Below are 25,101 nucleotides of genomic sequence, written 5' to 3'. Positions count from 1 at the left end.
GGGATTTGTCTTTCTAGGGGTTATTTTTTCGCTTTGGCAAAGGCAGCAGCAAATGCCCCGCCCATCGCCCCATTAGCAGGTTCATCACGACGTCGTTGAGCACCTTTGCTACCGTGGCTTTGACGCTGATGAGCGCGAGTATCTGAAGAGCGTTGCGAACGATTATCCTGACCTGGCTCATCGGTAAGGCGCATCGACAAACCGATACGTTTACGCTGGATATCCACTTCCATCACTTTCACTTTCACGATATCACCGGCTTTCACTACTTCGCGAGGATCCGATACAAAGCGATCCGTCAATGCTGAAATATGCACTAAGCCATCCTGATGCACACCAATGTCAACGAAAGCGCCAAAGTTGGCCACGTTAGAAACCACTCCTTCCAATACCATCCCTGGCTCAAGATCTGACACTTGATTCACCCCATCGGCAAATGTCGCGGTTTTGAATTCTGGACGAGGATCCCGCCCCGGTTTATCTAGCTCTTTAATAATGTCACTGACCGTCGGAACACCGAAGTTATCATCAGTATAATCGACCGCATGAAGCCCGCGTAAGAACTGAGTATCACCAATCAAAGCACGAACGTCTTTGCTGTTTTTCTCCGCTATCGCTTTTACCACTGGGTAAGCTTCTGGGTGAACGGATGACGCATCTAGCGGGTTTTTACCATCCATGATACGTAGGAATCCGGCACACTGTTCGAATGCCTTAGGCCCAAGGCGCGCCACCTTCTTCAATGTGGCTCGTGCTTCAAAGCGGCCATGTTCATCGCGGTAATCAACGATATTTTGAGCAAGGGTACTCGATAAGCCAGCAACACGAGTCAGCAAAGCAGGGGATGCCGTGTTCACATCCACACCCACGGCGTTTACACAATCTTCAACCACGGCATCCAAACGCTTAGCCAACATTGACTGGCTGACATCATGTTGATATTGGCCAACACCAATCGATTTAGGGTCAATTTTCACTAGCTCCGCGAGTGGGTCTTGCAGACGACGAGCAATCGACACTGCGCCGCGCAATGACACGTCAAGATGTGGAAACTCTTTCGCGGCCAATTCAGAAGCGGAATAAACCGATGCCCCCGCTTCACTCACCATGATCTTCTGCACTTTTAGGTTGTTACGCTTTATCAGATCGGCAACGAAGCTGTCGGTTTCACGCGAGGCGGTACCATTACCAATAGCAATAAGGTCAACATTGAACTGTTGCACCAGTTTCGCCACCACTTGTGCCGACTTATCGTACTGATTCTGTGGTGGGTGAGGATAAATTGTCTCGGTTGCCAGTACCTTACCTGTTGAGTCTACAACCGCGATCTTTGAGCCTGTTCTCAGACCAGGATCGAGCCCCAATGTGGCACGAGGGCCAGCCGGTGCTGCCATCAACAAATCTTTCAAGTTCGTGGCAAACACCTCAATCGCTTCAATTTCAGCCCGCTCTTTCATCGCGCCCATCAACTCGGTTTCCATGTGCATCGAAACTTTGATGCGCCATGCCCAACTGATCACCTGTTTGCGCCAACCATCGGCAGGCGCCTGACTCAACGAGATACCGTAATGGTCCGCGATCAGGGTTTCGCAATACGATTGACGTGCCCCCTCTTCTTGATCAGGGTCAGCATTCATCGCCAATGTCAGAAAGCCTTCATTTCGCCCACGCAACATTGCAAGTGCGCGGTGTGATGGCACCTTGCTCAGTGCTTCATTATGCTCAAAATAGTCTTTGAACTTTTCACCCTCTCGCTCCTTACCTTCCACAACACGAGACACAATCTCTGCATTACGGTTCAGATGAAGACGAATTTTCTCTAGCAAGTTAGCGTCTTCAGCAATCCGCTCCATGACAATGGCACGCGCACCATCAAGGGCCGCTTTTACATCAGCAACCCCTTTTTCAGCATCAATGTAATGCGTTGCTTCCTGTTCAGGATCCGTTTGCGGTTCGTTCCACAGTTTGTCCGCCAGCGGCTCCAAGCCAGCTTCAATCGCAATCTGGCCTTTGGTGCGACGCTTAGGTTTGTATGGCAGATACAAGTCTTCAAGGCGAGTTTTGCTATCCGCTTGATTGATTTCCGTTTCAAGCTCAGCCGTCAGTTTGCCTTGTTCCTGAATGGATTTCAGAATCGTCTTACGACGATCATCTAGTTCACGCAGATACGCTAAACGGCTGTCGAGATTACGTAATTGGGTATCGTCCAGACCACCTGTCACTTCTTTACGGTAACGGGCAATGAATGGCACCGTATTACCATCATCGATCAGATTAACAGCAGCGGTAACTTGCTCAGTTCGAACATTCAGTTCTTGAGCAATCATTTGACAGATAGCTTGGCTCATCCGTGGATTCTCTTAATTCTATAATGTGAAGGAGTATTTCAGCCCTAGACATTGGGGCAATTCATCGATTTTGCAATGTTTTTAATCTTACCCTGAAAAAATCACCGTTCCTTGATAGACACGGTGCACATTTGTGTCAAAACTGCAGTCGCATTGTGCATTTATTCATTATATTTAAGTCAGTTATATTTACGTGAAATCGTTTACTTATATCGATACCTTGATTTGTTTGGAAACCATTGCATGAAAAAGCTCTCTTTATTTTTGACGTTAACCAGCGTTCTGTTGACCACTCCACACGCTTGGTCAGAGTCCCTTTCAGCCACCACACAGCAACCAGCTTATCAGGTGGATAACGATCTGATTCTAGGCCGCATAGAAAACGTCTACTACAACGATATTCCAGAGCTAAAAGATGTTCCTTTTATGGGTAAGATCGATACTGGTGCCGATACCACCTCGATTCACGCCGAAAACATTCATCTATCCAGCACACACCCTGACTTTAAACACCTGACCGACAACGATCTGCTGTGGGCGGTAGTTAACGACCGACGTAAGAAGAAACTCAAACGTACAACGGAAACCTATTTGTCTTATCAGGTCACCATTGCCTTCACCATTCGTCACCCATACACAGGTGAAAATATTAATATTAAAGATGATCTAGAACGCATCAGCATTATTCGCAGTCGAACCAGCAAAAAGCCAATTCTCCGTCCGGCGGTCAAAATGCCTTTGACCATCGGCGGACGAACAGTCGAAGCCATGATCAATCTCACCAAACGCAGTCAATTTTCCGCACCTATTCTGATTGGTAAAACCTTCCTAGAAGACAATGCCTGGGTCATGGCTGGGTATGACTATCTGCAAGAACAACCTCACGCTCAGGTAATCGGCAAGAAAGAAACGGTGCAAGTCGATGGCCTACCTTATAAGGTCAGCGTAGCAACCACCAGCCGCTACTCCAATGCTCATGCACTGGATGTCAACATCGATAAGAAGAACAACTTAGTTTCATTCAAACTGGAGGGAGAGAACGGTGAGAGAAAGTCCATGACATTGCCTTTGATTCGCACTTTGAAAACAAGCGAAGCTGAACGCCCTCTGGTGTACTTACCCGTCAAACTTAATCAAAACCAAACTCAACACTGGCTGGTTTATCTGCGTGATCGCGGCCATTTAGACAGCCAGATTAGCCTCGGGCGCGATGTGGCCAGCGAACACTTTGTGATCAACACCGAGAAAGAAAACCTTCTCCAAGACGCTGACACCAGCTTTAAAAGCGCTCTTAAATCAGACCCTTTGGTGATCTCACCAAAGGAAACCATCACCATAGATCAAGATTACCAGCTCCCTGCTCATCCGAGCTTTGTCGTCAAAACACCGCTTCTGAGAGTTACAGAGTTCAAGCTAAGTAATAAAAATGGCAAAGAGCAGGTCAGTTTCACTCTTGAAAACAGCCAAGGTGAAATGAAAACGGTGACTAAGCGTGTCCTGCGTAAACTCAAAGTTGGTAAATCCGTTCGTCCGGTTGTCGAAGGCGTATTCGAGTTAGGAGACAAAAAACGCGAACTGGAGTTCGCTATCGACAAACTAGGGAAAGGCGATGCTCAACCCTTCTTCGTCATGGGGCATAGCATGGCTAAAAATGGTGTGCTGTTAAATACCAGAACTGAAAACCTGCTCACACCACACCCGTTGTTCAAAGCAGGGTACATCGAAGTTGCCCAAGTGGAAGAGTTGTCGTTTCCCGTCAAACTCGATACTGGCGCTGATATCAGCTCAATAAACGCGCAAAACATCAAACAGTTTCAGAAAAACGGCAAAGATATGGTGACGTTCACCTACGAAAATGATGTCGGGATGAAACAGGAGTTCACACGGGAAGTGGTCGATGTGATGAGAATTAAAGCCAAGAAAGGCGAAAAAGACAACGTTCGCCCTGTGGTCGAGATGCGAGTCAGACTAGGAGAGATAGACCAAACGATTCGCGTCAATTTGCAAGATAGAGGCCGTTTCCATTACAGCATGATTTTAGGAGAGAACTTTCTCAAATACGGAGCGATCATCAGCAGTGACCAAGCCTATATCGTGACGGATGAACCTGACTACGAAAAATAGTAACTCAGTGCCGCGCTCACCGGCGCGGCACTGGTGTCATTCTGAGTAGTGGATACTGTTCACAAACCACTCTTTCTCGCCTTCTGGCGTCCTGACACTGAATTCATCATCGACTTCTTTTTTTAATAACGCTCGAGCCATCGGGGAATCAATCGAAATGTAATCCTTGGCATCACCGTAAATCTCATCCGGACCGACAATACGAAATTTCTTTACATCTCCCGCTTCATTTTCTACTTCAACCCACGCCCCAAAAAACACTTTACCTTCCTGCTGCGGCGCATAATCCACCACTTTCACCTGCTCTAAGCGTTTGCGTAGATAGCGCACACGACGGTCAATTTCACGTAGACGCTTCTTGTTATAGTGATAATCCGCATTCTCAGATCGATCACCTAAGCTCGCCGCCCATGTCACTTTTTTAGTCACCTCTGGGCGTTCTTCTTTCCATAAAAAATCGAGTTCTTTTTTAAGTCGATCAAAGCCTTCGCGTGTGATTAGGTTTGTTTTCATATTTCTGACGCTAGTGAATTGAATATGGCGTATACATTAGCTAAAAAGGAGTGAAAAAGGTAATAATCGTTAACAATTCTTTGCGCCACTTTCCTCAGAACAATGTTACATTCTGACTTGTGAAAAAGGGCTGAACAGCGGCTCTGTCAAAGCGCTAAGCTTATTTAATAGGTGGAATCATTACATGCAAGAAAATCACAAGATCTTAGTCGTTGATGACGATGCACGCCTGCGTGCATTGCTAGAGCGTTACTTGTCTGAACAAGGATTCCAAGTACGCAGTGTTGCTAACAGTGAACAGATGGACCGCCTGTTAACCCGTGAAAACTTCCACTTGATGGTGCTTGATTTAATGCTGCCAGGTGAAGATGGCCTATCCATTTGCCGTCGACTGAGAAATGCAAATAGCTCATTACCCATCCTAATGCTCACCGCAAAAGGGGATGAAATTGATCGTATCGTCGGCTTAGAAGTCGGTGCTGATGACTATTTGCCAAAGCCGTTCAACCCTCGTGAGCTACTTGCTCGCATCAAAGCTGTCTTACGTCGCCAAACCACAGAGCTGCCTGGGGCACCGAGTGCGGAGGAGTCGATTGTCGAATTTGGTGAATTCAGCCTTAATCTAGGCACGCGTGAGATGTTCCGTGGAGATGAAGCCATGCCTCTCACTTCCGGTGAGTTTGCTGTGTTGAAAGCGCTGGTCACTAACGCCCGTGAGCCGATGTCACGCGATAAGTTGATGAATATGGCTCGTGGTCGTGAATATTCTGCCATGGAGCGTTCGATTGACGTTCAAATCTCCCGTCTGCGCCGTATGCTTGAAGTGGACCCTAGCAAACCCCGCTATATCCAGACCGTGTGGGGGCTAGGCTACGTATTTGTGCCAGATGGCAAAGAAGCTTAATAGCTAATTCAATAAGAGTGCGAGACAATGTCTCGCACTCTTTGCTTTCACCGTTCACAAGGTCGAATATATGCGTATTCGCAGCTCGTTTACCCAGTCTATTTTCATTTTTCTCACCCTACTAATTGCCAGTCAGGTTTACTCTTATTACGCCGTGTTTAACTATGCACTGATGCCAAGCCTGCAGCAGTTCAACAAGATCCTCGGTCATGAAATCAACCTGATGCTCGACGACTCGGCCGCATTTAAAGATGGCCTACCTATGGATGCCCCTCTACGTCGACGTGTGCTGGAACAATTAGGTGTAACCATTCATGCTGATGACAGCCCAATAGCAGATGAGTACTACCATGCGGTGAGTATCGACTTGATGAGCGAGGAAATGAGTAAAGAGCTCGGCTCAGCCACCGATGTGCGCATGATGCTCGGTTCCGACAGCTACATTCTATGGATGAAAATTGACTCTCTACCCGGCTCGCTGCTGCGCATTCCACTGTCTGAATTACAGGAAGAAGATTTCGCTCCCTTATTTCATAACAGCTTGGTGATGGCATTATTGATCGTTGCAGGAGGCTGGTTATTCATTCGTTTACAAAACCGGCCTTTGATCGCCTTGGAAAAGGCGGCTAAAGGCGTTGGCCGTGGCGAAATCCCTCCCCCCTTACCAGAAAAAGGCACATCAGAAATCCGCTCCGTCACCCGAGCCTTTAACCAAATGTCGAAAGGGATTCAAGCATTGGAAGAAGACCGTGCACTACTGATGGCGGGTATCAGTCATGATTTAAGGACACCCCTGACACGCATCCGCCTCGCGACTGAGATGATGTCACCAGAGGATAGTTATTTAGCGGAAGGCATAATCAGCGACACAGAAGAGTGTAATGAAATCATCAGCCAGTTTATGGACTACCTCAAACCGGTCAATAAAGAATCGTTTATCGACGTTGATCTGAATGAAATCGCCAATGATATCGCCACTTCTGAGGGCGGCTATGAAATCCAAATAGAAACCGAGCTTCAGCATCCAATAAAATTGACCAGCGGCAGCCCGATCGCCATCAAGCGTGCAGTGAGTAATCTGGTTGTTAATGCCATCCGTTATGGAAATGGCTGGGTCAAAGTCAGCACTGGTGTCACCGCTGATAACAAGCTGGTATGGGTTTGTGTCGAAGATAACGGCCCAGGTATTAAACAAAGCCAGATAGCGAAGCTGTTTGAACCTTTCACCCGTGGCGATGCCGCGCGAGGTAGTGAAGGCACAGGGCTTGGGCTAGCGATTGTCAAACGTATTGCCAGTCAGCACAACGGCAGCGTGATCATTAATAATCGCAGTGGTGGCGGTTTACGCGCCCAAATCAGTTTCCCCACTCAAGGAAAGTAAGCCAAGTAAAAAGAGCGACATGACGCCGCTCTTTTATTATGTCTCTGTGTTTACAGGCGCCCCTGATAGGTAAATTGGTAGCGCCCTTCTCCATCTGGCGATGGTAACCATTTTAGCTGCTCAGCCAGTGAACTGGGAAATTGCCCTTCCGGCTTAAACCAAGCTGATGCCTGATAGTTACGGTTTGCCTCAAGCACTACTGCTGCAGCGCTGCTGACTTGCTCACTGTTCTGGTCACCCTTCAATGTGATCAAACTGTCCTGACAGCTAAAGTCCACAACCACAGGTCCAACATACAGCTCATCAAGTGGAGTCACCACTTTGTCGGTATTCCACACCAGCGAGCCTTCTCCCATTTGGCAGTAAGGCAACGCATAAACCATAGATTTAATACTCAGTTCGACCTGTCCCGTCAGCTCAACGGGAATCGGCATCGGAGGCGTGAACTCAAGAATTTTTTCAACCGGCAAAGACGCAATCAAGTTTTCCGCATAAGGCCCAGAAGTGCTGTATCCCACGATACCACGGCCTGTGATCTGCATATCACTACCACGACCAAAACGAACTTGCGCTTCCGCTTTACCCGTTAACAGTTTCAACGGTGCCAGTTGCCAATGCAGTGCACCTAGCTTCTGTTCTTGCCAAATTACACTGGCGGCTCTTCCTTCCCAGACCGTCCCCGAGACACCATTGATCGCCAACTGTTGTGGTAATGGTGCATAGTTCAACACCACCTGAGCAGGAATATGGACTATCGCACTGGTGATAAACACCATAATCAAAGCCAGACTGAGTAAAATAACTTTTCTCACTTAATCTTACCCTTTCACAAACTGTAAGCGCTTGATTTCAACCATACCTTCTTGCTCAGCTTTATCAATGTCAATAAAGGACGCAGAAACAGCATGCTTTTCTTTGAGGAAAGTCATCCATTCCACCAAACGATTAAACGGCATCGGTTGAATCCATACCTGAAGCTCTTCCCCTCTTGGTTGCACTCGCACCAACTCAGCACCAAAACGAGCTGCCGTAGAAGAAATCGACTGGTTAAGCGGCAAATCCGAGGAAGCGACACCCCCCTTAGCACGCAGCTGGCTAATATTATCGGCTTTGTCTTTCACCCAACTCAGCAGCTGTCTTTCGCTTTGAATTCGGTTCGTCGCCATTTCTGCTCGTTGGCTGACAGGTTGCAGAACGCCCCAGTAAATCACGCCAAGGAGAAGTAAAATAGCACACGCAATGAGCAAACGTTGTTCACGCTGGCTCGTCCCCATCCACCACGTTTGCAGTGAAGTCATTAACTGTTTCATCACGGCTCCCCTATAAACGCTTAAGCACAAAGGTGCCATTAACGAGAGCGCCCGATTTGCTCAGTTGCCCTTGCTCAACCGTAAACTGACTCGACATCAGCTCACGCGCTTTTTCAAATGTCTGAAAGTCGTTGCTTTGCGCTTGAAGCCTTACTTCGCCACGAGTACTGTCATATTTGAAGCTGGTCAGCTTAAGGCCTGGGACCTGCTTCATCACTTGTGGCATCTTCACCATCCACTCAAGTACCGAATCACCACTACCACCACCGGACAGCCTGCTTTCCTCTCGCTCCATTTCACGCTTGAGATAGGTGACAGTCGGAATTTTATTCTTATTCGTCATTTGGCGGAAAATACGCTCACTTTCCTGACGATAAGCATTGGCTTGTGTTTCTGCACTCTGAATCTGCAGCCAGTTATCCACGCTTAAGACCGCAATCAATACACCTGCAGCAATCGCGGCTTTGCGCCACACTTTCAAGTGACGACCCCAGGAAGATTTAGGCTTGAACTCACCAGACAGCAGATTAGTTTTGCTCTTTACCGCTTGCTCAGCAAGCAACTGCATCACTAATTGCGGCTCTTCATTACGCCATTCTTGTCCATCGGAATAAGGCAGTTCTGGTAATGGTGAAAATGCTTGCAGTGGTAGGTAATCTTCCCCCTGCTTTACCCAATCAGATTGAACGAGAAGAGGCAGCCAAGTAGGTTCAACACTCACTCCACTAAACTGACCTTTCTTGACCAACCATTGACCATCAAGCTCCACCGCACTCAAACCGTAGTTGTCATCAAGTGGCAATGCCAACGCATCTGGCATGACTTTACGCACCACAAGACCCAACTGCTGCATATCTGCCAAGATGGATTCCAACCAGTGATAGTCAATCCCACAGACATAGGCCTGACCAGCTTCTTTAGCTAATACAGTAAAGTGCAGCTCATCAACATCCTGAGCCACATCATCTTCCAACATAAATGGCAGCATAGAGTCAAATTGACGATTGGCACCTGCAGGAACGTCTAGTTGAGTCAGAACCAAATTAGCGGCTGACACCAACACAACGACCTGACGCCCTTCAGCGTAATTGGCAAGCTCAGCTAAATCCTGATGATCTTGTAGTTCGCCGCTCGCTATCACTTCCTTTTGGCTTTCTGACCAAACCAGCCATTGAATCGCTGCTGTTTTACTTTTGCTCAGCCGAACGACTAGAAACTCGTTCACCGATCCCTCCAAAGCGACGGCGTATTACCGTTGCAGTTTCTCGATTATTACTAAACAACAGGCTGCGAATTCGCACCCTGGATTTATCCACTAGCACCTCAGCGTCCAGCTCGAAATAGACGCTATCGACGCTCAAGTAACCTTTGACTTGCTTTTTAACATCCTCACTCAAACCACTCAGGTCGGATTCAGCGAAAAAGTCATCCGTTGATGCCCAGCCATCGGGGCCACGGTTTTCCAAAATCTGTTTGGCCTGAGATGTACTCAGGTTCGGATAGAACATCGCCGCCAACAAAGCGGCATGTTCCGGCATAATGGTGTTCACATTGAGGCGAAAGTCCGTGGTCGGCAACACACAGATCATCGGGCTGACTTTTTCCATCACTTCACCACTCACCTGATTCACCGCCCGCAGCTCGCTGCTGTCAGCCAGCAAGGTATTGGCACTCAAATAAGCGGGAGACAGCCCCTCGTAATGGCTGTCTTCGACACCAGACGATGAATTAACGGAATCATTACTGTCTACAAATTCCCACAGCGATTGTGCAACGGTTTCTGCTTCATAATTATCCACTTGCAGCTCTTCTAGCAAGTTCTGAAACTTCTCCACGAGAAAAGGTAACTGCGCAGACCCTGCGGTTTGCTCCAACTCAGACAACGCATTGATATTAAAACATGCCTGAGCATCGTATAACTTACCGCTTACCGTGCCATAGTCCAGCGGCATACTGTCCAGCTCTTGAGCCCAAGGCTGCGACAAATTAATACTGTCATCGTTGTCTTTATAGCTTTGCTCAATACCATATTTTGCTAGTGCTTCAACCCCCAAGCTATACCAGTACGCTTGTTGATAATTGATTTGGCTGCCAGCGCGCTTAAACTGGCTGAACAAACGGTCGGCCATACTGGCAGCAATACTGACCATAACGGCAAGGAGCAGTAAAATTACAATCAGAGCAACACCGCGCTGAGGACGCCTAGCTGTCATCGCTTTTCTCCTCAGCACCACCTATGCCACCACCCGCTGTCATATAAATGCGTTCAATTTTGCCGTAATCTTCCAGCTCAAGTTCAACGGCCACAGCCTGAGGCAGCATGGCTTTCTGATCCCACTCTTTCTTCCAATCTGAGCCGTCAAAGAACTTCACATTAAACTTTTCCACTTTGTCGATCAGTGGCATCGTTATTCCCGCTTGCCCTGCGGGCGTATCCGCATAGCGCCACCAGACACGCTCGAGCACATCATCCTTGATTCGGTAACCTACCTTGCTGATTTCGCCACGGGGAAATTGCTGCTGAGGATTGTGCCAACCTAAGCGAGTAAACATGATCCCTTTCGCATCGGAATCAAGTAGATACTCTTTCCAGTGCAGCAATAGGCCATTCGATTCTTCACCATTGGTGCGAGTTTGACGCAATGCCATTTGGCGAAAATCACCGTCCATAAATACCAGAGCCCGTTGCAGTGTTTTCAATCGTTCACTTCGCTCAAGCGACAATGCATTGCTGCGCTGAACTTGATTGAGTACCTGATAAGCGCCGACGCTCAAGCTGGCAAAGATAGCAATGGCGACCAAAACTTCAATCAAAGTAAAACCGCTTTGGAAAGCTGACTGCTTATTTCGGCACATAACTTCTCACCGTGACTACTGGCGAACTTTTCTCGCTGGTGGCAACCTTGACATCAAACGCCTGCAATATATCTCCTGCAGTCTCCACCGGCTCTACTGACCAAAACCATTCTCGCCCTGCCAATTCTTCTTTGCCTTTTTTCTTACTCGGTTTACTGCCTGCTAGCATGACTTTCGCCATCTGGTTATCAGCAACCAGCGCAGCGAATGTTTTTTCTTCCAAGTAATTCAGCGTGTTAATGTGCTGGCTAACAGAACGAATGGTTGCAATCGCTGCCGTTGCGAATATCGCAAGCGCCACCAACACTTCCAGCAGTGTCATGCCCCGCTTAGCTTTCATCTTCGCTTTCTCCCGGAGCCAATAGCACCACTTCGCCATTTTCTTTTGCCACGACTTTCCAAGCATCCTGCTCTTGATCACCTTGCTGGGGATAAATGGCAATAGAAAATGGTGTCACTTCACCACTAGAGACAATAGACACCTGTGGTGGGCGCAGCTTTTTTTCTTCTTTATGTTCAGCAAACATCTCTTCATCAAACAGACTGCCCGGCTTAAACAAGCGATCATCATCTGCCCAAGCCCCTCCACCTAATGTGAGAGTTATCGCCACTGATTCGTTCAGCTTTGTCTCATAAGGAATTTGGTCGATATTGAGTTTCTGCCAACCTTTACTTTCCAAAGACATTAGGTAGTAGGCCGACTTTTTTTCATCAACACGTAAACCGAAATCACGACCACTGAGCATCGCTTCTTCATTCAGCAACAAAACGCGCTGAAAAAGGGATTTCGCCTGCTTTTCAGCCACATCTTTTGAACTGGTCGGTAAGGTGGAAATCACTGCAACCGAAGCGAGTGAAACCAATACCAGAACCAGTAAGATTTCTAGCAGGGTAAAGCCGGTTCGAGAAAGAGTCGGATAACTTTGACGCATGGGAAAAAGAGGGCGGCTTATGCCGCCTCTGCCTTATTGAAAGTCCTGAATATTCCAGTTACCGATGTCAGCATTGACACCTTCACCGCCTTCTTGGCCATCGGCACCAAGAGTGAAAATATCGATATTGCCGTTGTCACCTGGGCTCAGGTATTGGTAATCATTGCCCCAAGGGTCAGTAGGCAGACGTTTAATGTAGCCACCATCGCGGTAGTTGCGTGGTTCTGGGCTGGACGGCTTATTAACTAACGCTTCCAAACCTTGGTCAGTGCTTGGGTAAACGCTGTTGTCTAGCTTGTACATATCCAGTGCATTTTCTAGGGCAACAATGTCAGTGATGGCTTTCTGTTGGTCCGCTTTTTCTTTATTACCTAAAAGGTTAGGAACAACAAAGCTCGCTAAAATACCTAAGATGACGACAACAACCATCACCTCTAAAAGCGTAAAGCCAGACTGCTTGTTCATTTTTCTTTTCATTATATTCTCCAAATAAAAATTCATAGCGAGAGATTAAACTGCTCTCAGTATGACTATCCACTCATTAAGTTGTTCATTTCTAAAATTGGCATCAGGGTCGCCATTACGATAAACAGTACTAAGCCAGCCATCAGTGCTATTAATGCTGGAGTGAAAATACCTAAGGCGATATTGACCGTTGATTCAAAGTTAGCATCTTGGTTATCAGCCGCGCGAGTCAGCATGCTTTCCAATTCACCACTTTGCTCACCACTGGCGATCATATGCAGCATCATCGGCGGGAAGAGTTTGGTTTGCTCAAGTGACTTACGCAGGCTTGCCCCTTCACGAACATTATCTGTCGCACTCAGCACCTGCTGTTTAACATAATGATTAGACATCACATCCACTGCCACTTTCATGCCATCTAAAATCGGAATCGCACTGGAAGTACAAATCGACAACGTGCGCGCAAAACGCGATGTATTGAGGCCGCGGGAGATTTTGCCAATCATAGGCATATGAACGATTTTTCGATCCCAGCTCAGACGCAAATTCGGTTTGCTAAGGGCAAACTTAAACAGATATACAACGGCAGTCAAAGCCACCAGAATCTGAATCCCCCAATTCTGAATGAATTCACTAGACGCGAGTAGAAATTGCGTCGATTGAGGCAATTCCTGCCCCATCTGCACAAACTGACCTACAATTTTCGGTACTACTGCCGCGAGCAAAAAGGCGACAATACCAATCGCAAACACCACCAACACAACAGGGTAAATCATTGCCTGCTGCAACTTGGAACGCATTTTCTGGCGGTTTTCAGCGTAATCAGCTAGGCGCTCTAACACCGCATCTAAGTGGCCCGATTTCTCACCAGCAGACACCATAGAACGGAACAAATCATCAAAGATGTGCGGAAAATCCGCCAGACTGTCCGACAAGGTGTAACCTTCGGTAACTTTAGAACGTACCGCCAATAACATAGTGCGAATACGCGGTTTTTCCGACTGCTCCGATACGGCTTTAAGGCACTCTTCCAAAGGCATGCCAGATTGCACCAAGGTAGCAAGCTGACGAGTGATCAATGCCAAATCGGGCGTACTGATACCACGTTTAAACGTCAACCCTGCCTGTTCCGTTTGCTTTTTCGCTTTCTGGCGTGTTTCGTTCACCTCAACGGGCATCAGTCCTTGTTCTTTGAGCCTAGCTCGGACCTGACGAGCGTTATCACCTTCAATTACCCCTTTCTGGGTTTTGCCTTTCTTATTGAGGGCTTTATATTCAAACGCTGCCATTAGCCTTCCTTAGTCACCCGAATCACTTCTTCGAGAGACGTAATACCTAGACGCACTTTGCTCAAACCATCTTCACGAATGCTTGGTGTGTACTCACGGATGGCTTTTTCTATCGCTTGCTCTCCCGCTTCGCTGTGAATTTTTTCCTGCACCTGCTCATCCACGACTAGGAGTTCATGAATACCGGTACGCCCACGGTAGCCTTTGTGGTTACAGTGTTCACAGCCGTTGGCTTTGTATAGTGTCAGCTCATCATCGCTCGACAGTTCAAACAACTTTTTGGTTTCATTATCCGCCTCGTAAGGCACTTTACAGTCTGGGCACAGTGTTCGAACTAAGCGCTGGGCGAGCACGCCAAGCAATGAAGAAGAAATCAGGAATGGTTCAATCCCCATATCACGCAAGCGAGTAATCGCACCCACTGCCGTATTAGTGTGCAAGGTCGACATTACTAGGTGACCGGTCAAAGAAGCTTGAACAGCAATCTGCGCTGTTTCTAGGTCACGGATCTCACCGACCATCACAACATCTGGATCCTGACGTAATATAGCGCGCAGGCCACGAGCAAAGGTCATGTCTACTTTGGGGTTGACCTGTGTCTGGCCGATACCATCAATATCGAATTCAATCGGGTCTTCAACGGTCAGGATATTGCGTTCATTACTGTTGAGCTCCTGAAGGCCAGCATACAAGGTGGTCGATTTACCTGAGCCCGTAGGTCCAGTGACCAAGATGATGCCGTGAGGACGCTCAATCATGCTGCGGAAGTTTTCATGGTTAGCCGGCGTCATGCCTAGACTGTGTAAGTCCAGTCGAGTGGCGTTCTTGTCAAGCAAACGCATAACCACACGCTCACCATGAGAAGACGGCATGGTTGACACACGCACATCAACAGCTCGCCCGCCAATACGCAGAGAAATACGGCCATCTTGCGGCACACGTTTTTCCGCAATATCCAACTTGGCCATGACCTTAACACGAGAAACTAATAACGGTGCAAGCTTGCGACTTGGTGATAGTACATCGCGCAACACACCATCCACTCGGAAGCGAATGGAAAGCGCTTTTTCGAAGGTCTCGATGTGAATATCCGACGCCCCTTCTTTGATCGCTTCACCGAGCATGGCATTGATCAGTTTGATGATTGGCGCATCATCATCCGACTCGAGCAAGTCTTCATCTTGCGGCAGATCTTCCGCTAACGAGAAAAAGTCATCATTATCTGCGCCAAGATCTTCCATTAGCTGACGGGCTTCTGAGGAGTCACGCTGATAGGCTTCCGTCAGTTTGGAGTCAAACTCATCTTTCGACACTTCACGCAACTCAAACTGTTCACCCACCACGCGCTTCACTTCAATCAAGGCTTCAAATGCCAATGGCGCAACATAGTAGAGAGTGAGTCCCTGTTCTGTTGGCTCAAGAACCAATTTGAAGCGATTGGCAAAGCTGAATGGTAAGCGACGAAATGTGGCTATTGCATCCATCACTGAGTTTCCATTTGGTCAAGGAAGGCTTGAATCTCTGCTGGGTGACTGATCTCTTCACCAAACTTAGGCAGTACCGGTGTTCGAGCATCTTCCATCAGCCTAAGCCCTTGATCCGCTTTGTAAAGCTGCTCAGCACGAATAAAGTTGTACTTACGCTGAGTAATACCGTCAGCCGTCATACCATCACGAATGATGGTTGGCTTGATGAAGACCATCAGATTAGATTTTTGCATTTGTGAACTGGTTGACTTAAACAAGCGGCCAAGATACGGGATATCACCAAGCAGCGGTACTTTAGACTCACTTTCTTGCGCACGCTCGTCAATCAAACCACCCAGTACAATCATTTGGCCATCTTCTACCATAACCGAGGTATTAAGCTGACGTTTAGCAAAACTGACATCCACAGCTGCATTACTGGTTGCAGGCAGCACGTTAGACACTTCTTGCTCAATGGTGAGCTGGACTGAGTTACCTTCATTGATTTGTGGTACAACTTTCAGCTTGATACCGACTTCTTTACGATCCACCGTCTGGAATGGGTTATCGTTGTTCGAACCAGCGGCTGAACCCGTGATGACAGGCACTTCTTCACCGACAATGAAAGACGCCTCACCGTTGTCCATTACAGTAATGCTCGGAGAAGACAGAATGTTAGAGTTGGTGTCGCTTGATACTGCGCTGATCAGTGCTGTCCAGTCCCCCATTACTACACTAAGTGCCGCACCATTAACGCCAGAGAGCGCTGAAGCCAATGTGGAGTAGTCTCCTGATTCCGTAACATCATAAGGTACTCGTTCACCTGCGCTATTGGTGTAATACTCTGTACTCTTTTGATCTTCAGCCTCTTCAAGGCCCACCATTACGTTACCGATCTTGGTTCCGGCATTACCGTACTGGATCACTGCACCAGTTTCGAGCGAGCCCCACTGGACACCCAAGTTAATACCGTCACCTTCTGTCATTTCGACAATCAGGGCTTCAATCAGCACCTGCGCGCGGCGAATATCCAATTGAGAAATCACATCCTGAAGCGCATTCATAATATCTGGCGGCGCGGTCAGAACAAGCGCATTGGTGCCAGGGTGAGCTGAAATCATCACTTCACCGCGCTGGGCACTGGAGGATTGCTTAGTGCCTGAGGACTTTTCGGCTTGAAGGTTATCCGACACCCCTTTGAGTACATCAACGAGGTCTTCTGCTTTAGCGTACTTGAGGTACACCACACGGTTGTTGCCTTTGGTCGCCATCTCGACATCCAGCTGCTTAATCAACTTACGCAACCGCTGGCGAACTTGAGGATCACCGGAGATAAGGATGGAGTTAGTACGGTCATCGGCCACCAGCTTTGGCTGAAGAAAGGCTGGTGTGCTTTTCGCATCATTAGTCTTGTTCAACGCTTCAACAATTCGCACCATTTCGGCCGCTGAAGCATTGTCTAACTCAACCACTTCGATTTCTTTGTCACCGGCTTGGTCAACACGTTTGATGATGTCGGCTAATCGGTTAACGACCGCTGCACGGCCGGTAATCAAGATGATATTGGCAGGATCGTAGTGAACCACATTACCCGCTCCTGCATTATCATTCAATTGACGCAGCAAAGGGGACAATTCACGCACCGAAACATTACGAACCGCTACGACACGAGTGACCACTTCGTCACCTTGAACGGAACCATCACCGACAACAGGGATCGCTGATGTTTTGGCGTCTTTCGACTTGATGACTTTGATAACACCGTTATCCATTTCAACAACAGCGTAGCCATAGACTTCGAGCACATTTAAGAAAAAGCTGTAGTACTGCTCTTCTGACAACATATCGTAACTACGAACATCAATCTTGCCACGTACTGACGGGTCAACGATGATGGTTTTTTCCAGATTCCGACCAACAATGTTGATGAACTCTTGAATATCTGTGCCTTTAAAGCTCGCACTGTATTCATTCGCGAATACAACGGCAGGTGACGTCAACAAGCTTCCTGCTAAAAGCCAAGCGCTTTTTTTAAGCCAATGGTTCACTCTCTACTCCTCGGAATGATTCACGCATCTGCATCATTCTTATAATTCAATATAAATTTCATAAGGCTGGCCATCTCTCTCTACCGTTAAATTAAGTTCGGTAAGTTGAGACATATTTTTGAAGATCTCCCCCATCGCTGCAGGGTTACTGAGATCTTGGCCATTGATTTGTGTTGCTATATCCCCTGACTGTAAGCCAACCGATTCGAATAGTTCTTTCTCTTTACCTGGGGTTAAGCGATAACCAATAACTTCACCGTCTCTTTTTATTTGAGACATGCGAACATATTGGAAAATTTGTTTGGCATCTTTGCGAATAACAGAACGAATTTCTTCCAGCTTATCGGCGGAAACGTCTGATTTTATTGATTTGGTCTTTGGTTGTGGCTGCGGATCTTTGGTGTATTTTAGCCCTTCTAACATGACTGTTTCATTGCGACCTGAGTTATCGACGATAATTCGGTCATACAAGACTTGTACAACCGTCGCTCGAGTTCCTTCCAGTGCTTCACCAATACCATAAGTGGCCTGTTGACCTCGACTGGCAACTACTGCAAGGTTTTTATCCGGTTCGGTACTCGTCACAACACCAACCAAAATTACATTCAAGCGACTTTTTGGGGCTTCTGTCACCACTGGCTTTTTCACAACAGGGGCTTGTTGTGCTTGGTAACGGCCAAACAGGTGACTATTTTGCAGATCAGCAATGTTCAAACCTGAACCTTTACTCACGCTGCCCGAAACCAATGTCGGCTGCCATGGCGTCACAGATTGCGATTCCATCGGTTTCCAGATCATCGCACCAGCAACCCAAGCACTCAGCCCTAACAATAACACTGTTGCCATTGAGCTCAGGCGGTCCTGATTTTTTATGAAACTGTCCTGTCGAATTACACCACGTATGTTCACTCACAATCCTTTTGATCACCAGCTGACGAAGCCATGCAAGGTACTGTTTACCAAGCAAAGTACTCTATAATTAGAGTTTTTATTTGAACCAAGCATTCTACCAAAATATGAAATAGGCTAAATAGCTAACGGCCTGATTAACATGTAAAGCGGCGGAATTTTACCACATACCTTGAAAAATGCGCGCTTCATCACCATTGTTACACCAATAATTTGGCACAAGATTCACCACCAGTTAGAGGCGAGTATCCACAATGGGTTCCCAAACTGAAGCAGTTAGACTTGATAAATGGCTATGGGCAGCACGTTTTTACAAAACTCGCTCCATTGCTCGAAATATGGTCGACGGCGGCAAAGTTCACTATAATGGCCAGCGCAGCAAGCCGAGTAAAGCTGTAGAGCTTGGCGCAATGATTACGCTTCGTCAGGGGCATGAGGAAAAAACCGTCATCATTGAAAAGATTTCCGATCAGCGTCGTGGCGCACCGGAAGCTCAAACTCTTTATACAGAGACGGTAGACAGCTTTGCTAAACGTGAAGAAAATGCCGCCCGTCGCAAACTTCACGCCCATAACCCAAGCCCAGATCGTCGCCCTGACAAAAAGCAGCGTCGCGACATCATCAAATTCAAACATCAATAAGTATCAGCCCAAACTGGCCTGATATCAGTACCATACGTACGAGGAAATGCTTACATGGCAAACAATGTTTTAAATCGCTACCTTTTTGAAGACCTGTCTGTACGTGGCGAGTTGGTACAATTGGACGACGCTTACCAACGTATTATCTCCAGCAAGGAATACCCGGCCCCACTTCAGAAGCTACTGGGTGAGCTATTAGTATCTACAACCCTGCTGACTGCAACCTTAAAGTTCGAAGGCTCTATTACTATGCAGCTACAAGGCGATGGCCCAGTTTCTCTGGCTGTCATTAATGGTGATAATGACCAGAAAGTTCGCGGTGTCGCGCGCTGGGAAGGTGATATTGCTGACGACGCTAGCATTCATGACATGATGGGCAAAGGTCACTTAGTCATCACTATCGATCCTAAGAAAGGTGAACGTTACCAAGGTATTGTTGGCCTAGATGGTGACAACTTATCTGAAATTCTTGAAAGCTACTTCGCCAACTCAGAGCAGTTAAAGACTCGTATTTGGTTGCGCCTCGGTGAACACCAAGGTCAACAGCATGCTGCTGGCATGCTGATCCAAGTTATGCCAGATGGTACTGGAACGCCTGAAGATTTTGAACATCTAGAGCAACTGACAGATACCGTTAAAGACGAAGAGCTATTCACACTTGAAGCCAACGATCTGCTTTACCGTCTATACAACCAAGAGAAAGTTCGTCTGTTTGAACCACAGCCAGTGACATTCCACTGCGGCTGTTCACGCGAGCGCAGCGGTGCCGCGATCGTCACTATCGAGCGCTCAGAAATCAATGACATTTTGGCAGAGGTTGGCTCAATTTCTTTACATTGTGATTACTGCGGCACGAATTACACGTTTGATAAAGCTCAAGTTGCAGAGCTGTTCGATCAGACTGATTCGGGCAACAAAACGTTGCATTAATTTTTATAATTTAAGAAGCACGTAATTTACCAGTCAAAAGGCCAGCATATCGCTGGCCTTTTTGTGATCAAAGCCCCGTTAACATTAGACTTTAACGTAATAAAACAACCACTTAATTTTAGTCAATTAATAATCCTTCTTGCTCTAGCGCAATCCTTTGCGTGCACGATACACTATCTCGGCCAATATGTGATGAGTCGCTTAAAACCCCATAGAAATCATGGATAAATTTTGAGCTATATCCCTGTTTTCACAGAGACCCGTTGCTAGCATGGTGAGCAGATAACCATCAAAACATTATTACAAAATCCCTACAAAATATTCCTACAAGGAGCACCTATGACCGTTATGGAACATGCAAAGGCTGCAACAATTGATCTTACCAAACACGGGCTTCACAACGTAAAAGAGGTTGTCCGCAATCCAAGTTACGAAATGCTGTTCGAAGAAGAAACGCGCGCAGATCTGGAAGGCTACGAGAAAGGGGTAGTCACAGAACTCGGTGCAGTCGCCGTGGACACGGGTATCTTTACTGGACGCTCACCAAAAGATAAGTACATCGTTAAAGACGCAACAACAGAAGAGCACATGTGGTGGACTTCAGATAAAGTCAAAAACGACAATAAACCCATCACTCAAGAAATCTGGAATGATCTCAAAGAACAAGTAACTAACCAACTCTCAGGTAAACGTGTCTTTGTGATTGACGGTTACTGCGGTGCCAACCCAGATACACGCCTCAGCATCCGAGTTATTACTGAAGTCGCTTGGCAAGCACACTTCGTTAAGAACATGTTCATTCGCCCAAGTGAGGAAGAGTTAGCAACATTCGAGCCTGACTTCGTCGTCATGAATGGCGCGAAGTGCACCAACCAGAAATGGCAAGAACACGGTCTGAACTCTGAAAACTTCACAGTTTTCAACCTGACTGAGCGCATGCAATTGATCGGTGGCACTTGGTACGGCGGTGAGATGAAGAAAGGTATGTTCGCTATGATGAACTACTTCCTCCCGCTCAAAGGCATTGCTTCTATGCACTGCAGCGCCAACAAGTGTAAAGAGAATGGTGATGTTGCAGTCTTCTTTGGCCTATCAGGCACAGGTAAAACCACACTCTCTACTGATCCTAAGCGCGAGCTGATCGGTGATGATGAGCACGGCTGGGATGACGATGGTATCTTCAACTTCGAAGGAGGGTGTTACGCCAAGACCATCAAGCTATCGAAAGAAGCCGAACCGGACATCTACAATGCAATTCGTCGTGATGCCTTGCTTGAAAACGTAACAGTACGCAGTGATGGCTCCATTGACTTCGATGACGGCTCAAAAACAGAAAACACGCGTGTGTCTTACCCCATCGAACATATTGAAAATATTGTTAAGCCAGTATCGAAAGCCGGTCATGCAAATAAGGTGATTTTCTTATCTGCAGATGCGTTCGGCGTGCTACCTCCGGTATCAAAATTGACGCCAGAACAAACCAAGTATCACTTCCTATCGGGCTTTACTGCAAAACTAGCTGGTACAGAGCGTGGCATTACCGAACCCACTCCAACTTTCTCAGCGTGTTTCGGCGCGGCATTCTTGACCTTGCATCCAACCAAATACGCTGAGGTACTGGTGAAACGTATGGAAGCGGCAGGAGCAGAAGCTTACCTCGTCAATACCGGCTGGAACGGCAGTGGTAAACGTATCTCTATTCAAGATACCCGTGGCATCATTGATGCGATCTTAGATGGCTCGATTGAGAAAGCGGAAACGAAGCATATTCCTATCTTCAACTTGGAAGTTCCAACTGCGTTACATGACGTTGACCCAACAATCCTAGATCCTCGCGATACCTACACTGACCCGCTGCAGTGGGAAAGCAAAGCGAAGGATTTGGCACAGCGCTTTATCAACAACTTCGATAAGTACACCGATAACGCTGAAGGTAAGTCACTGGTTGCCGCTGGACCTCAGCTAGATTAGTGATATCGCCACCAATTGCTTAGCTAAGCCCCTCTTAGGAGGGGCTTTTTGTTGCCTGAAAAGAAAAAATGTTCCAAGCTAGCAACATTACTTAGAGGAAAGGTCGAGATTTTGAAGAAAGCATTGCTGCTAACTGCCATTGCAATTGTCAGCCTGATCAGCTTACCGCTACTGGCCCTGTTCGTTCTGCTCAACACCAGCTATGCGAGCCAAGTAGTCAACGGGATGCTACAAAATCTAACCCCCTATACCATCACTACTCAACGCGCATCCTACACACCTCCGTATCAACTGACATTTGAAGATGTTGAAATCGGTGCTGAATCAAACGCACTGCACATTCCTAAACTGACACTTTGGCTAAGCCCATCGCTGTGGAAAAACAATAAAGCCAGCTTGGATTCAGTTTTGATTGAGGGGGCCACTGTCGACCTGACTGATTTCAATTCGCCCTTGCTACAATCGGTTAACTTAGAACAGCTGGCTCTACAACACGTCGATATCACCGCTCCCGGCTGGTCTGCCCGCGATGTCAACCTTCAAGTCACACAACCTCAATGGAGCAGTGCACAGCAATACTTACCCTATGGGGATGTTCAGCTTTCCGCCCAACAGCTTTATATTAAAGGAGAAGCTCTAGATAACCTGCTGATCGACGCTCAATATCAAGCCCAAAACAGCACCATCTATGGCGCCTCTTTCCAATGGCACGGCGCTGACATCTCAGGTCAAGCTGAACAATTTTCTCAAGGCTGGTCATTGATCAATGTCACCGTCAATAAGCTTGAAATGCCGTCAAGCACCTCAGCAGAAAAATTGCTCTCGCGCTTGAAATCTCTCAATCTACCGGTGTACCACATAAATAGCCTCGATCTTCTCAGCAGCAACATCCACTATGCAGGCTGGCAATTTAATCAGCTCGATGCATCCCTCGAAAATCTCTATCTCGACCGTCCGCTTTGGTTACAGGAGAATGGCTACATCTCCTTTGATGCTGAAAGTGCCGATTTCGAACAAATTCGCCTCATTTCGCCGACAGCAAGGTTAGGCTTGAGTGCCAACCAAATCGCTGTAGATGAGTTTGATGCCGATTTCAAACAAGGAAGAATCCAGTTCAACGGCAAGATCACACCAAACAAAGTAGCCTTGAGTCAACTCAAGGTTTCCGGAGTAAAATGGCTAGAACAAACAAACCAGCTTCTCCGCACACTCTCCGATGTGTCGAAGCCACTTCACTCATTGAGTATCGCTGATCTCGACATCGAAAATGCACAACTGATACAAGTAGAACGCTCACCCTATTGGCAAGTGTCCGGTTTGAATATCGAAGGAGAGAATCTCACCTTGATTTATAAAAATCAGGTAGGATTGCACAACGGTCATCTAGAAGTCAGTGTTAACAACGCCAGCATTGAGCAACTGATGACGACACAAGCCTTACTAACCGCCACTGCACAACAGGGTGACATTACTTTACAACGCGCGTTCGTGCCGTTGGATCAGGGCTATATTGAAGCAAGCGGACAATGGCAAAGGCAATCAGCCAGTGCGCCTTGGCAGCTTTCATTACATACCGATGGGTTTCAGGTCAATCAACCACTTCTGCAAGCACAGCTGCCATTTAAACTGGCGGGCCTAGCAGAAGTCGAATTGGAACTGAGTGGGCTCTCAGGTGACTACGCCATGCTGGCGCACAGCTTAACAGGTTCAATCAATGCTTATCTGCATGATGGTGCCTTGGAAGCGAAAACCGTGGATGGAGCAATCAATCACCTCCAGCTTTGGCCCCTTGATAAAGTGACAGTTGACGTTGATCGTGGTCGAATTAAAGTCTCTTCAGAGGGGGAAAGCGCAGAGCTTGCCGGACAAATTGATCTGACTAAACCTCAATTTGGCACACTCATTTTTACCAGTAAGCATCACTGCCAAAGATTGTGGTCCGATATATTCACTCGTACCAATATAATTGAGGATGTGTGTGGCGAGCAGGTCGAATCTACCTTACCCGCCAGCGAAGAAAATCATTCTTCTGAAGATGAAGACGCAGGCAAATCCAACATCGATTTATAATTCGGTAGCAGCATATAAGTGCCGATAAACTCTACTGCTTCCGTATCACCACTGTGAATAGTGACATGAATGACAATACGTGCCTTTCGGCCTGAGGCAAGGCGGTCTAAGTCGCCACTGATTCCATCCAAAGACGTTGAAGCAACCGGGTTTTGAGTCACTGGGTGACGATAACGGATCTGGCTATCAGCCAGCACAATATCACCACTCAAACCTCGCTCTTTCATCAGCAGCCATGTCATCCCCCACCCCGTCAATGTCGCAAGAGTAAACGCTGAGCCCGCAAACATCGTATTATGTGGGTTTAAGTTCGGATTGAGTTGAGAACAACACTCAAATTGATAGCCGGTATACTGATTGATCTTGATGCCCATCTTGTCGCTGATAGGGATTTGATGCTCCCAGCGCTCTTGCAGCTCTGTACACCACTCAGGCTTACGTAGTACGTTAGCCATCGGGTCGAGCTTTTTGACCATCTGCTGGTGACGCACTGGGCCACGCTCATCCGTTAATTCACCGCGGCGCTCAAAACCGTTCTTTTCGTAGAAAGAAATGGCATCCTCACGCGCATTACACACCAGACGCTTAGCCCCTTCCTGTCGAGCAAGCGACTCCAGAGCCACCAGCACCAGCGAGCCCATGCCTTTGCTACGACGATTGCCTTTCACCGCCATGTAACGAATTTGCGCTTCGCTGTCTGGAGTAATGTAAAGGCGGCCGATAGCCATAGGTCGACCACGACCATCGACAATCATGCGATGGTGGCTCATAGGATCGTATTCATCACGCTCAGAGCCTAACGGCATGCGCCAAGGTTCGCGCAGCATTTGCCAGCGAAAGTGGTAATACTTATTGAGTTGGTTATCTGTTTTTGGCGTGATCAGCTTAAACATAAAATTCCTTTTCCATGGAAACACACTTGGCGCTTCCCCTCTAGCCTATCT

22 protein-coding genes are annotated in these 25,101 nt (G+C 47.3%); 7 read left to right on the top strand and 15 right to left on the bottom strand.

Annotated features, from left to right (window positions below; translation table 11 throughout):
• Positions 1-20 precede the first annotated feature (20 nt).
• Positions 21-2,348: a Tex family protein gene (locus L1D31_RS15015; protein ID WP_239837892.1), complete on the bottom strand. Its 2,328-nt coding sequence runs from the start codon at positions 2,346-2,348 to the stop codon at positions 21-23.
• Between the two features lie 243 nt (positions 2,349-2,591).
• Between L1D31_RS15015 and L1D31_RS15010 the strand changes: the two genes are divergently transcribed.
• Positions 2,592-4,472, top strand: coding sequence for a RimK/LysX family protein (locus L1D31_RS15010; RefSeq protein ID WP_239837891.1), 1,881 nt, complete (start codon positions 2,592-2,594; stop codon positions 4,470-4,472).
• A gap of 36 nt (positions 4,473-4,508) precedes the next feature.
• Here the strand turns inward: L1D31_RS15010 and greB are convergent, their stop codons facing one another.
• Positions 4,509-4,985: a transcription elongation factor GreB gene (gene greB / locus L1D31_RS15005; protein ID WP_239837890.1), complete on the bottom strand. Its 477-nt coding sequence runs from the start codon at positions 4,983-4,985 to the stop codon at positions 4,509-4,511.
• A gap of 184 nt (positions 4,986-5,169) precedes the next feature.
• Here greB and ompR point away from each other — a divergent pair, with 184 nt between their 5' ends.
• Complete coding sequence (gene ompR, locus L1D31_RS15000; RefSeq protein WP_239837889.1) at positions 5,170-5,889, top strand: two-component system response regulator OmpR; 720 nt, start codon at positions 5,170-5,172, stop codon at positions 5,887-5,889.
• 70 nt (positions 5,890-5,959) lie between these two features.
• The gene (gene envZ / locus L1D31_RS14995) at positions 5,960-7,270 is read left to right on the top strand and encodes a two-component system sensor histidine kinase EnvZ (protein ID WP_239837888.1); all 1,311 of its coding nucleotides are present in this window, start codon (positions 5,960-5,962) and stop codon (positions 7,268-7,270) included.
• A gap of 50 nt (positions 7,271-7,320) precedes the next feature.
• Here the strand turns inward: envZ and L1D31_RS14990 are convergent, their stop codons facing one another.
• Genes L1D31_RS14990 through gspC form a run of 12 tightly spaced genes read right to left on the bottom strand, consistent with a single transcriptional unit; the run spans position 7,321 to position 18,545 of the window.
• Entirely contained in the window at positions 7,321-8,082 is a 762-nt protein-coding gene (locus L1D31_RS14990; RefSeq protein WP_239837887.1) for a type II secretion system protein N, read from the bottom strand.
• 6 nt (positions 8,083-8,088) lie between these two features.
• On the bottom strand, positions 8,089-8,580 hold the full coding sequence (locus tag L1D31_RS14985) for a type II secretion system protein M (protein WP_239837886.1): 492 nt from the start codon (positions 8,578-8,580) through the stop codon (positions 8,089-8,091).
• 10 nt (positions 8,581-8,590) lie between these two features.
• Positions 8,591-9,805, bottom strand: a complete 1,215-nt coding sequence (gene gspL / locus L1D31_RS14980) for a type II secretion system protein GspL (protein ID WP_239837885.1) — start codon at positions 9,803-9,805, stop codon at positions 8,591-8,593.
• Positions 9,768-10,793 (bottom strand): type II secretion system minor pseudopilin GspK, encoded by a 1,026-nt coding sequence (gspK, locus tag L1D31_RS14975; RefSeq protein WP_239837884.1) that lies wholly within the window; start codon positions 10,791-10,793, stop codon positions 9,768-9,770. Before gspK ends, gspL begins: the two co-directional genes overlap by 38 nt.
• Positions 10,783-11,436, bottom strand: a complete 654-nt coding sequence (gspJ, locus tag L1D31_RS14970) for a type II secretion system minor pseudopilin GspJ (protein ID WP_239837883.1) — start codon at positions 11,434-11,436, stop codon at positions 10,783-10,785. The genes gspK and gspJ overlap by 11 nt, the downstream gene beginning before the upstream one ends.
• Positions 11,423-11,776: a type II secretion system minor pseudopilin GspI gene (gspI, locus tag L1D31_RS14965; protein ID WP_239837882.1), complete on the bottom strand. Its 354-nt coding sequence runs from the start codon at positions 11,774-11,776 to the stop codon at positions 11,423-11,425. Before gspI ends, gspJ begins: the two co-directional genes overlap by 14 nt.
• Positions 11,766-12,368: a type II secretion system minor pseudopilin GspH gene (gspH, locus tag L1D31_RS14960; protein ID WP_239837881.1), complete on the bottom strand. Its 603-nt coding sequence runs from the start codon at positions 12,366-12,368 to the stop codon at positions 11,766-11,768. Before gspH ends, gspI begins: the two co-directional genes overlap by 11 nt.
• 33 nt (positions 12,369-12,401) lie before the next feature.
• Positions 12,402-12,845 carry a type II secretion system major pseudopilin GspG gene (gene gspG, locus L1D31_RS14955; RefSeq protein ID WP_239837880.1) on the bottom strand — a complete coding sequence of 148 codons (444 nt, stop codon included), beginning with the start codon at positions 12,843-12,845 and terminating at the stop codon, positions 12,402-12,404.
• Positions 12,846-12,898: 53 nt separating this feature from the next.
• Positions 12,899-14,122 carry a type II secretion system inner membrane protein GspF gene (gene gspF, locus L1D31_RS14950; protein ID WP_239837879.1) on the bottom strand — a complete coding sequence of 408 codons (1,224 nt, stop codon included), beginning with the start codon at positions 14,120-14,122 and terminating at the stop codon, positions 12,899-12,901.
• The gene (gene gspE, locus L1D31_RS14945; protein ID WP_239837878.1) at positions 14,122-15,606 is read right to left on the bottom strand and encodes a type II secretion system ATPase GspE; all 1,485 of its coding nucleotides are present in this window, start codon (positions 15,604-15,606) and stop codon (positions 14,122-14,124) included. Before gspE ends, gspF begins: the two co-directional genes overlap by 1 nt.
• Positions 15,606-17,636, bottom strand: coding sequence for a type II secretion system secretin GspD (gene gspD / locus L1D31_RS14940; protein WP_239837877.1), 2,031 nt, complete (start codon positions 17,634-17,636; stop codon positions 15,606-15,608). The genes gspE and gspD overlap by 1 nt, the downstream gene beginning before the upstream one ends.
• A 39-nt stretch (positions 17,637-17,675) precedes the next feature.
• The gene (gene gspC, locus L1D31_RS14935) at positions 17,676-18,545 is read right to left on the bottom strand and encodes a type II secretion system protein GspC (RefSeq protein ID WP_239837876.1); all 870 of its coding nucleotides are present in this window, start codon (positions 18,543-18,545) and stop codon (positions 17,676-17,678) included.
• A 254-nt stretch (positions 18,546-18,799) separates the two neighbouring features.
• Here gspC and hslR point away from each other — a divergent pair, with 254 nt between their 5' ends.
• The 4 genes from hslR to L1D31_RS14915 all read left to right on the top strand — a co-directional run bounded on the left by hslR (position 18,800) and on the right by L1D31_RS14915 (position 24,157).
• Positions 18,800-19,186, top strand: coding sequence for a ribosome-associated heat shock protein Hsp15 (gene hslR, locus L1D31_RS14930; RefSeq protein ID WP_239837875.1), 387 nt, complete (start codon positions 18,800-18,802; stop codon positions 19,184-19,186).
• Between the two features lie 54 nt (positions 19,187-19,240).
• Positions 19,241-20,116: an Hsp33 family molecular chaperone HslO gene (hslO, locus tag L1D31_RS14925; RefSeq protein ID WP_239837874.1), complete on the top strand. Its 876-nt coding sequence runs from the start codon at positions 19,241-19,243 to the stop codon at positions 20,114-20,116.
• A gap of 339 nt (positions 20,117-20,455) precedes the next feature.
• The gene (gene pckA / locus L1D31_RS14920; RefSeq protein ID WP_239837873.1) at positions 20,456-22,087 is read left to right on the top strand and encodes a phosphoenolpyruvate carboxykinase (ATP); all 1,632 of its coding nucleotides are present in this window, start codon (positions 20,456-20,458) and stop codon (positions 22,085-22,087) included.
• 111 nt (positions 22,088-22,198) lie between these two features.
• Complete coding sequence (locus L1D31_RS14915; protein ID WP_239837872.1) at positions 22,199-24,157, top strand: AsmA family protein; 1,959 nt, start codon at positions 22,199-22,201, stop codon at positions 24,155-24,157.
• On the opposite strand, the gene L1D31_RS14910 is transcribed toward L1D31_RS14915, so the two are convergent.
• Positions 24,109-25,050 (bottom strand): bifunctional GNAT family N-acetyltransferase/hotdog fold thioesterase, encoded by a 942-nt coding sequence (locus L1D31_RS14910; RefSeq protein ID WP_239837871.1) that lies wholly within the window; start codon positions 25,048-25,050, stop codon positions 24,109-24,111. The two genes, L1D31_RS14915 and L1D31_RS14910, sit on opposite strands and share 49 nt — an antisense overlap.
• Between the last annotated feature and the right edge of the window lie 51 nt (positions 25,051-25,101).

This window comes from Vibrio sp. Isolate23, from assembly GCF_022398095.1.
Lineage (GTDB): Bacteria > Pseudomonadota > Gammaproteobacteria > Enterobacterales > Vibrionaceae > Vibrio > Vibrio coralliilyticus_A.
Note: the sequence above shows the minus strand (reverse complement) of the source record. Positions and strands in the feature narration are given on the sequence as shown.

Bases quoted from the DNA above. Each gene is read 5' to 3' on its own strand.
- L1D31_RS15015 (WP_239837892.1), bottom strand. From the start codon at position 2,348: ATGAGCCAAGCTATCTGTCAAATGATTGCTCAAGAACTGAATGTTCGA.
- L1D31_RS15010 (WP_239837891.1), top strand. From the start codon at position 2,592: ATGAAAAAGCTCTCTTTATTTTTGACGTTAACCAGCGTTCTGTTGACC.
- greB (WP_239837890.1), bottom strand. From the start codon at position 4,985: ATGAAAACAAACCTAATCACACGCGAAGGCTTTGATCGACTTAAAAAA.
- ompR (WP_239837889.1), top strand. From the start codon at position 5,170: ATGCAAGAAAATCACAAGATCTTAGTCGTTGATGACGATGCACGCCTG.
- envZ (WP_239837888.1), top strand. From the start codon at position 5,960: ATGCGTATTCGCAGCTCGTTTACCCAGTCTATTTTCATTTTTCTCACC.
- L1D31_RS14985 (WP_239837886.1), bottom strand. From the start codon at position 8,580: ATGAAACAGTTAATGACTTCACTGCAAACGTGGTGGATGGGGACGAGC.
- gspK (WP_239837884.1), bottom strand. From the start codon at position 10,793: ATGACAGCTAGGCGTCCTCAGCGCGGTGTTGCTCTGATTGTAATTTTA.
- gspJ (WP_239837883.1), bottom strand. From the start codon at position 11,436: ATGTGCCGAAATAAGCAGTCAGCTTTCCAAAGCGGTTTTACTTTGATT.
- gspI (WP_239837882.1), bottom strand. From the start codon at position 11,776: ATGAAAGCTAAGCGGGGCATGACACTGCTGGAAGTGTTGGTGGCGCTT.
- gspH (WP_239837881.1), bottom strand. From the start codon at position 12,368: ATGCGTCAAAGTTATCCGACTCTTTCTCGAACCGGCTTTACCCTGCTA.
- gspG (WP_239837880.1), bottom strand. From the start codon at position 12,845: ATGAAAAGAAAAATGAACAAGCAGTCTGGCTTTACGCTTTTAGAGGTG.
- gspF (WP_239837879.1), bottom strand. From the start codon at position 14,122: ATGGCAGCGTTTGAATATAAAGCCCTCAATAAGAAAGGCAAAACCCAG.
- gspE (WP_239837878.1), bottom strand. From the start codon at position 15,606: ATGGATGCAATAGCCACATTTCGTCGCTTACCATTCAGCTTTGCCAAT.
- hslR (WP_239837875.1), top strand. From the start codon at position 18,800: ATGGGTTCCCAAACTGAAGCAGTTAGACTTGATAAATGGCTATGGGCA.
- hslO (WP_239837874.1), top strand. From the start codon at position 19,241: ATGGCAAACAATGTTTTAAATCGCTACCTTTTTGAAGACCTGTCTGTA.
- pckA (WP_239837873.1), top strand. From the start codon at position 20,456: ATGACCGTTATGGAACATGCAAAGGCTGCAACAATTGATCTTACCAAA.
- L1D31_RS14910 (WP_239837871.1), bottom strand. From the start codon at position 25,050: ATGTTTAAGCTGATCACGCCAAAAACAGATAACCAACTCAATAAGTAT.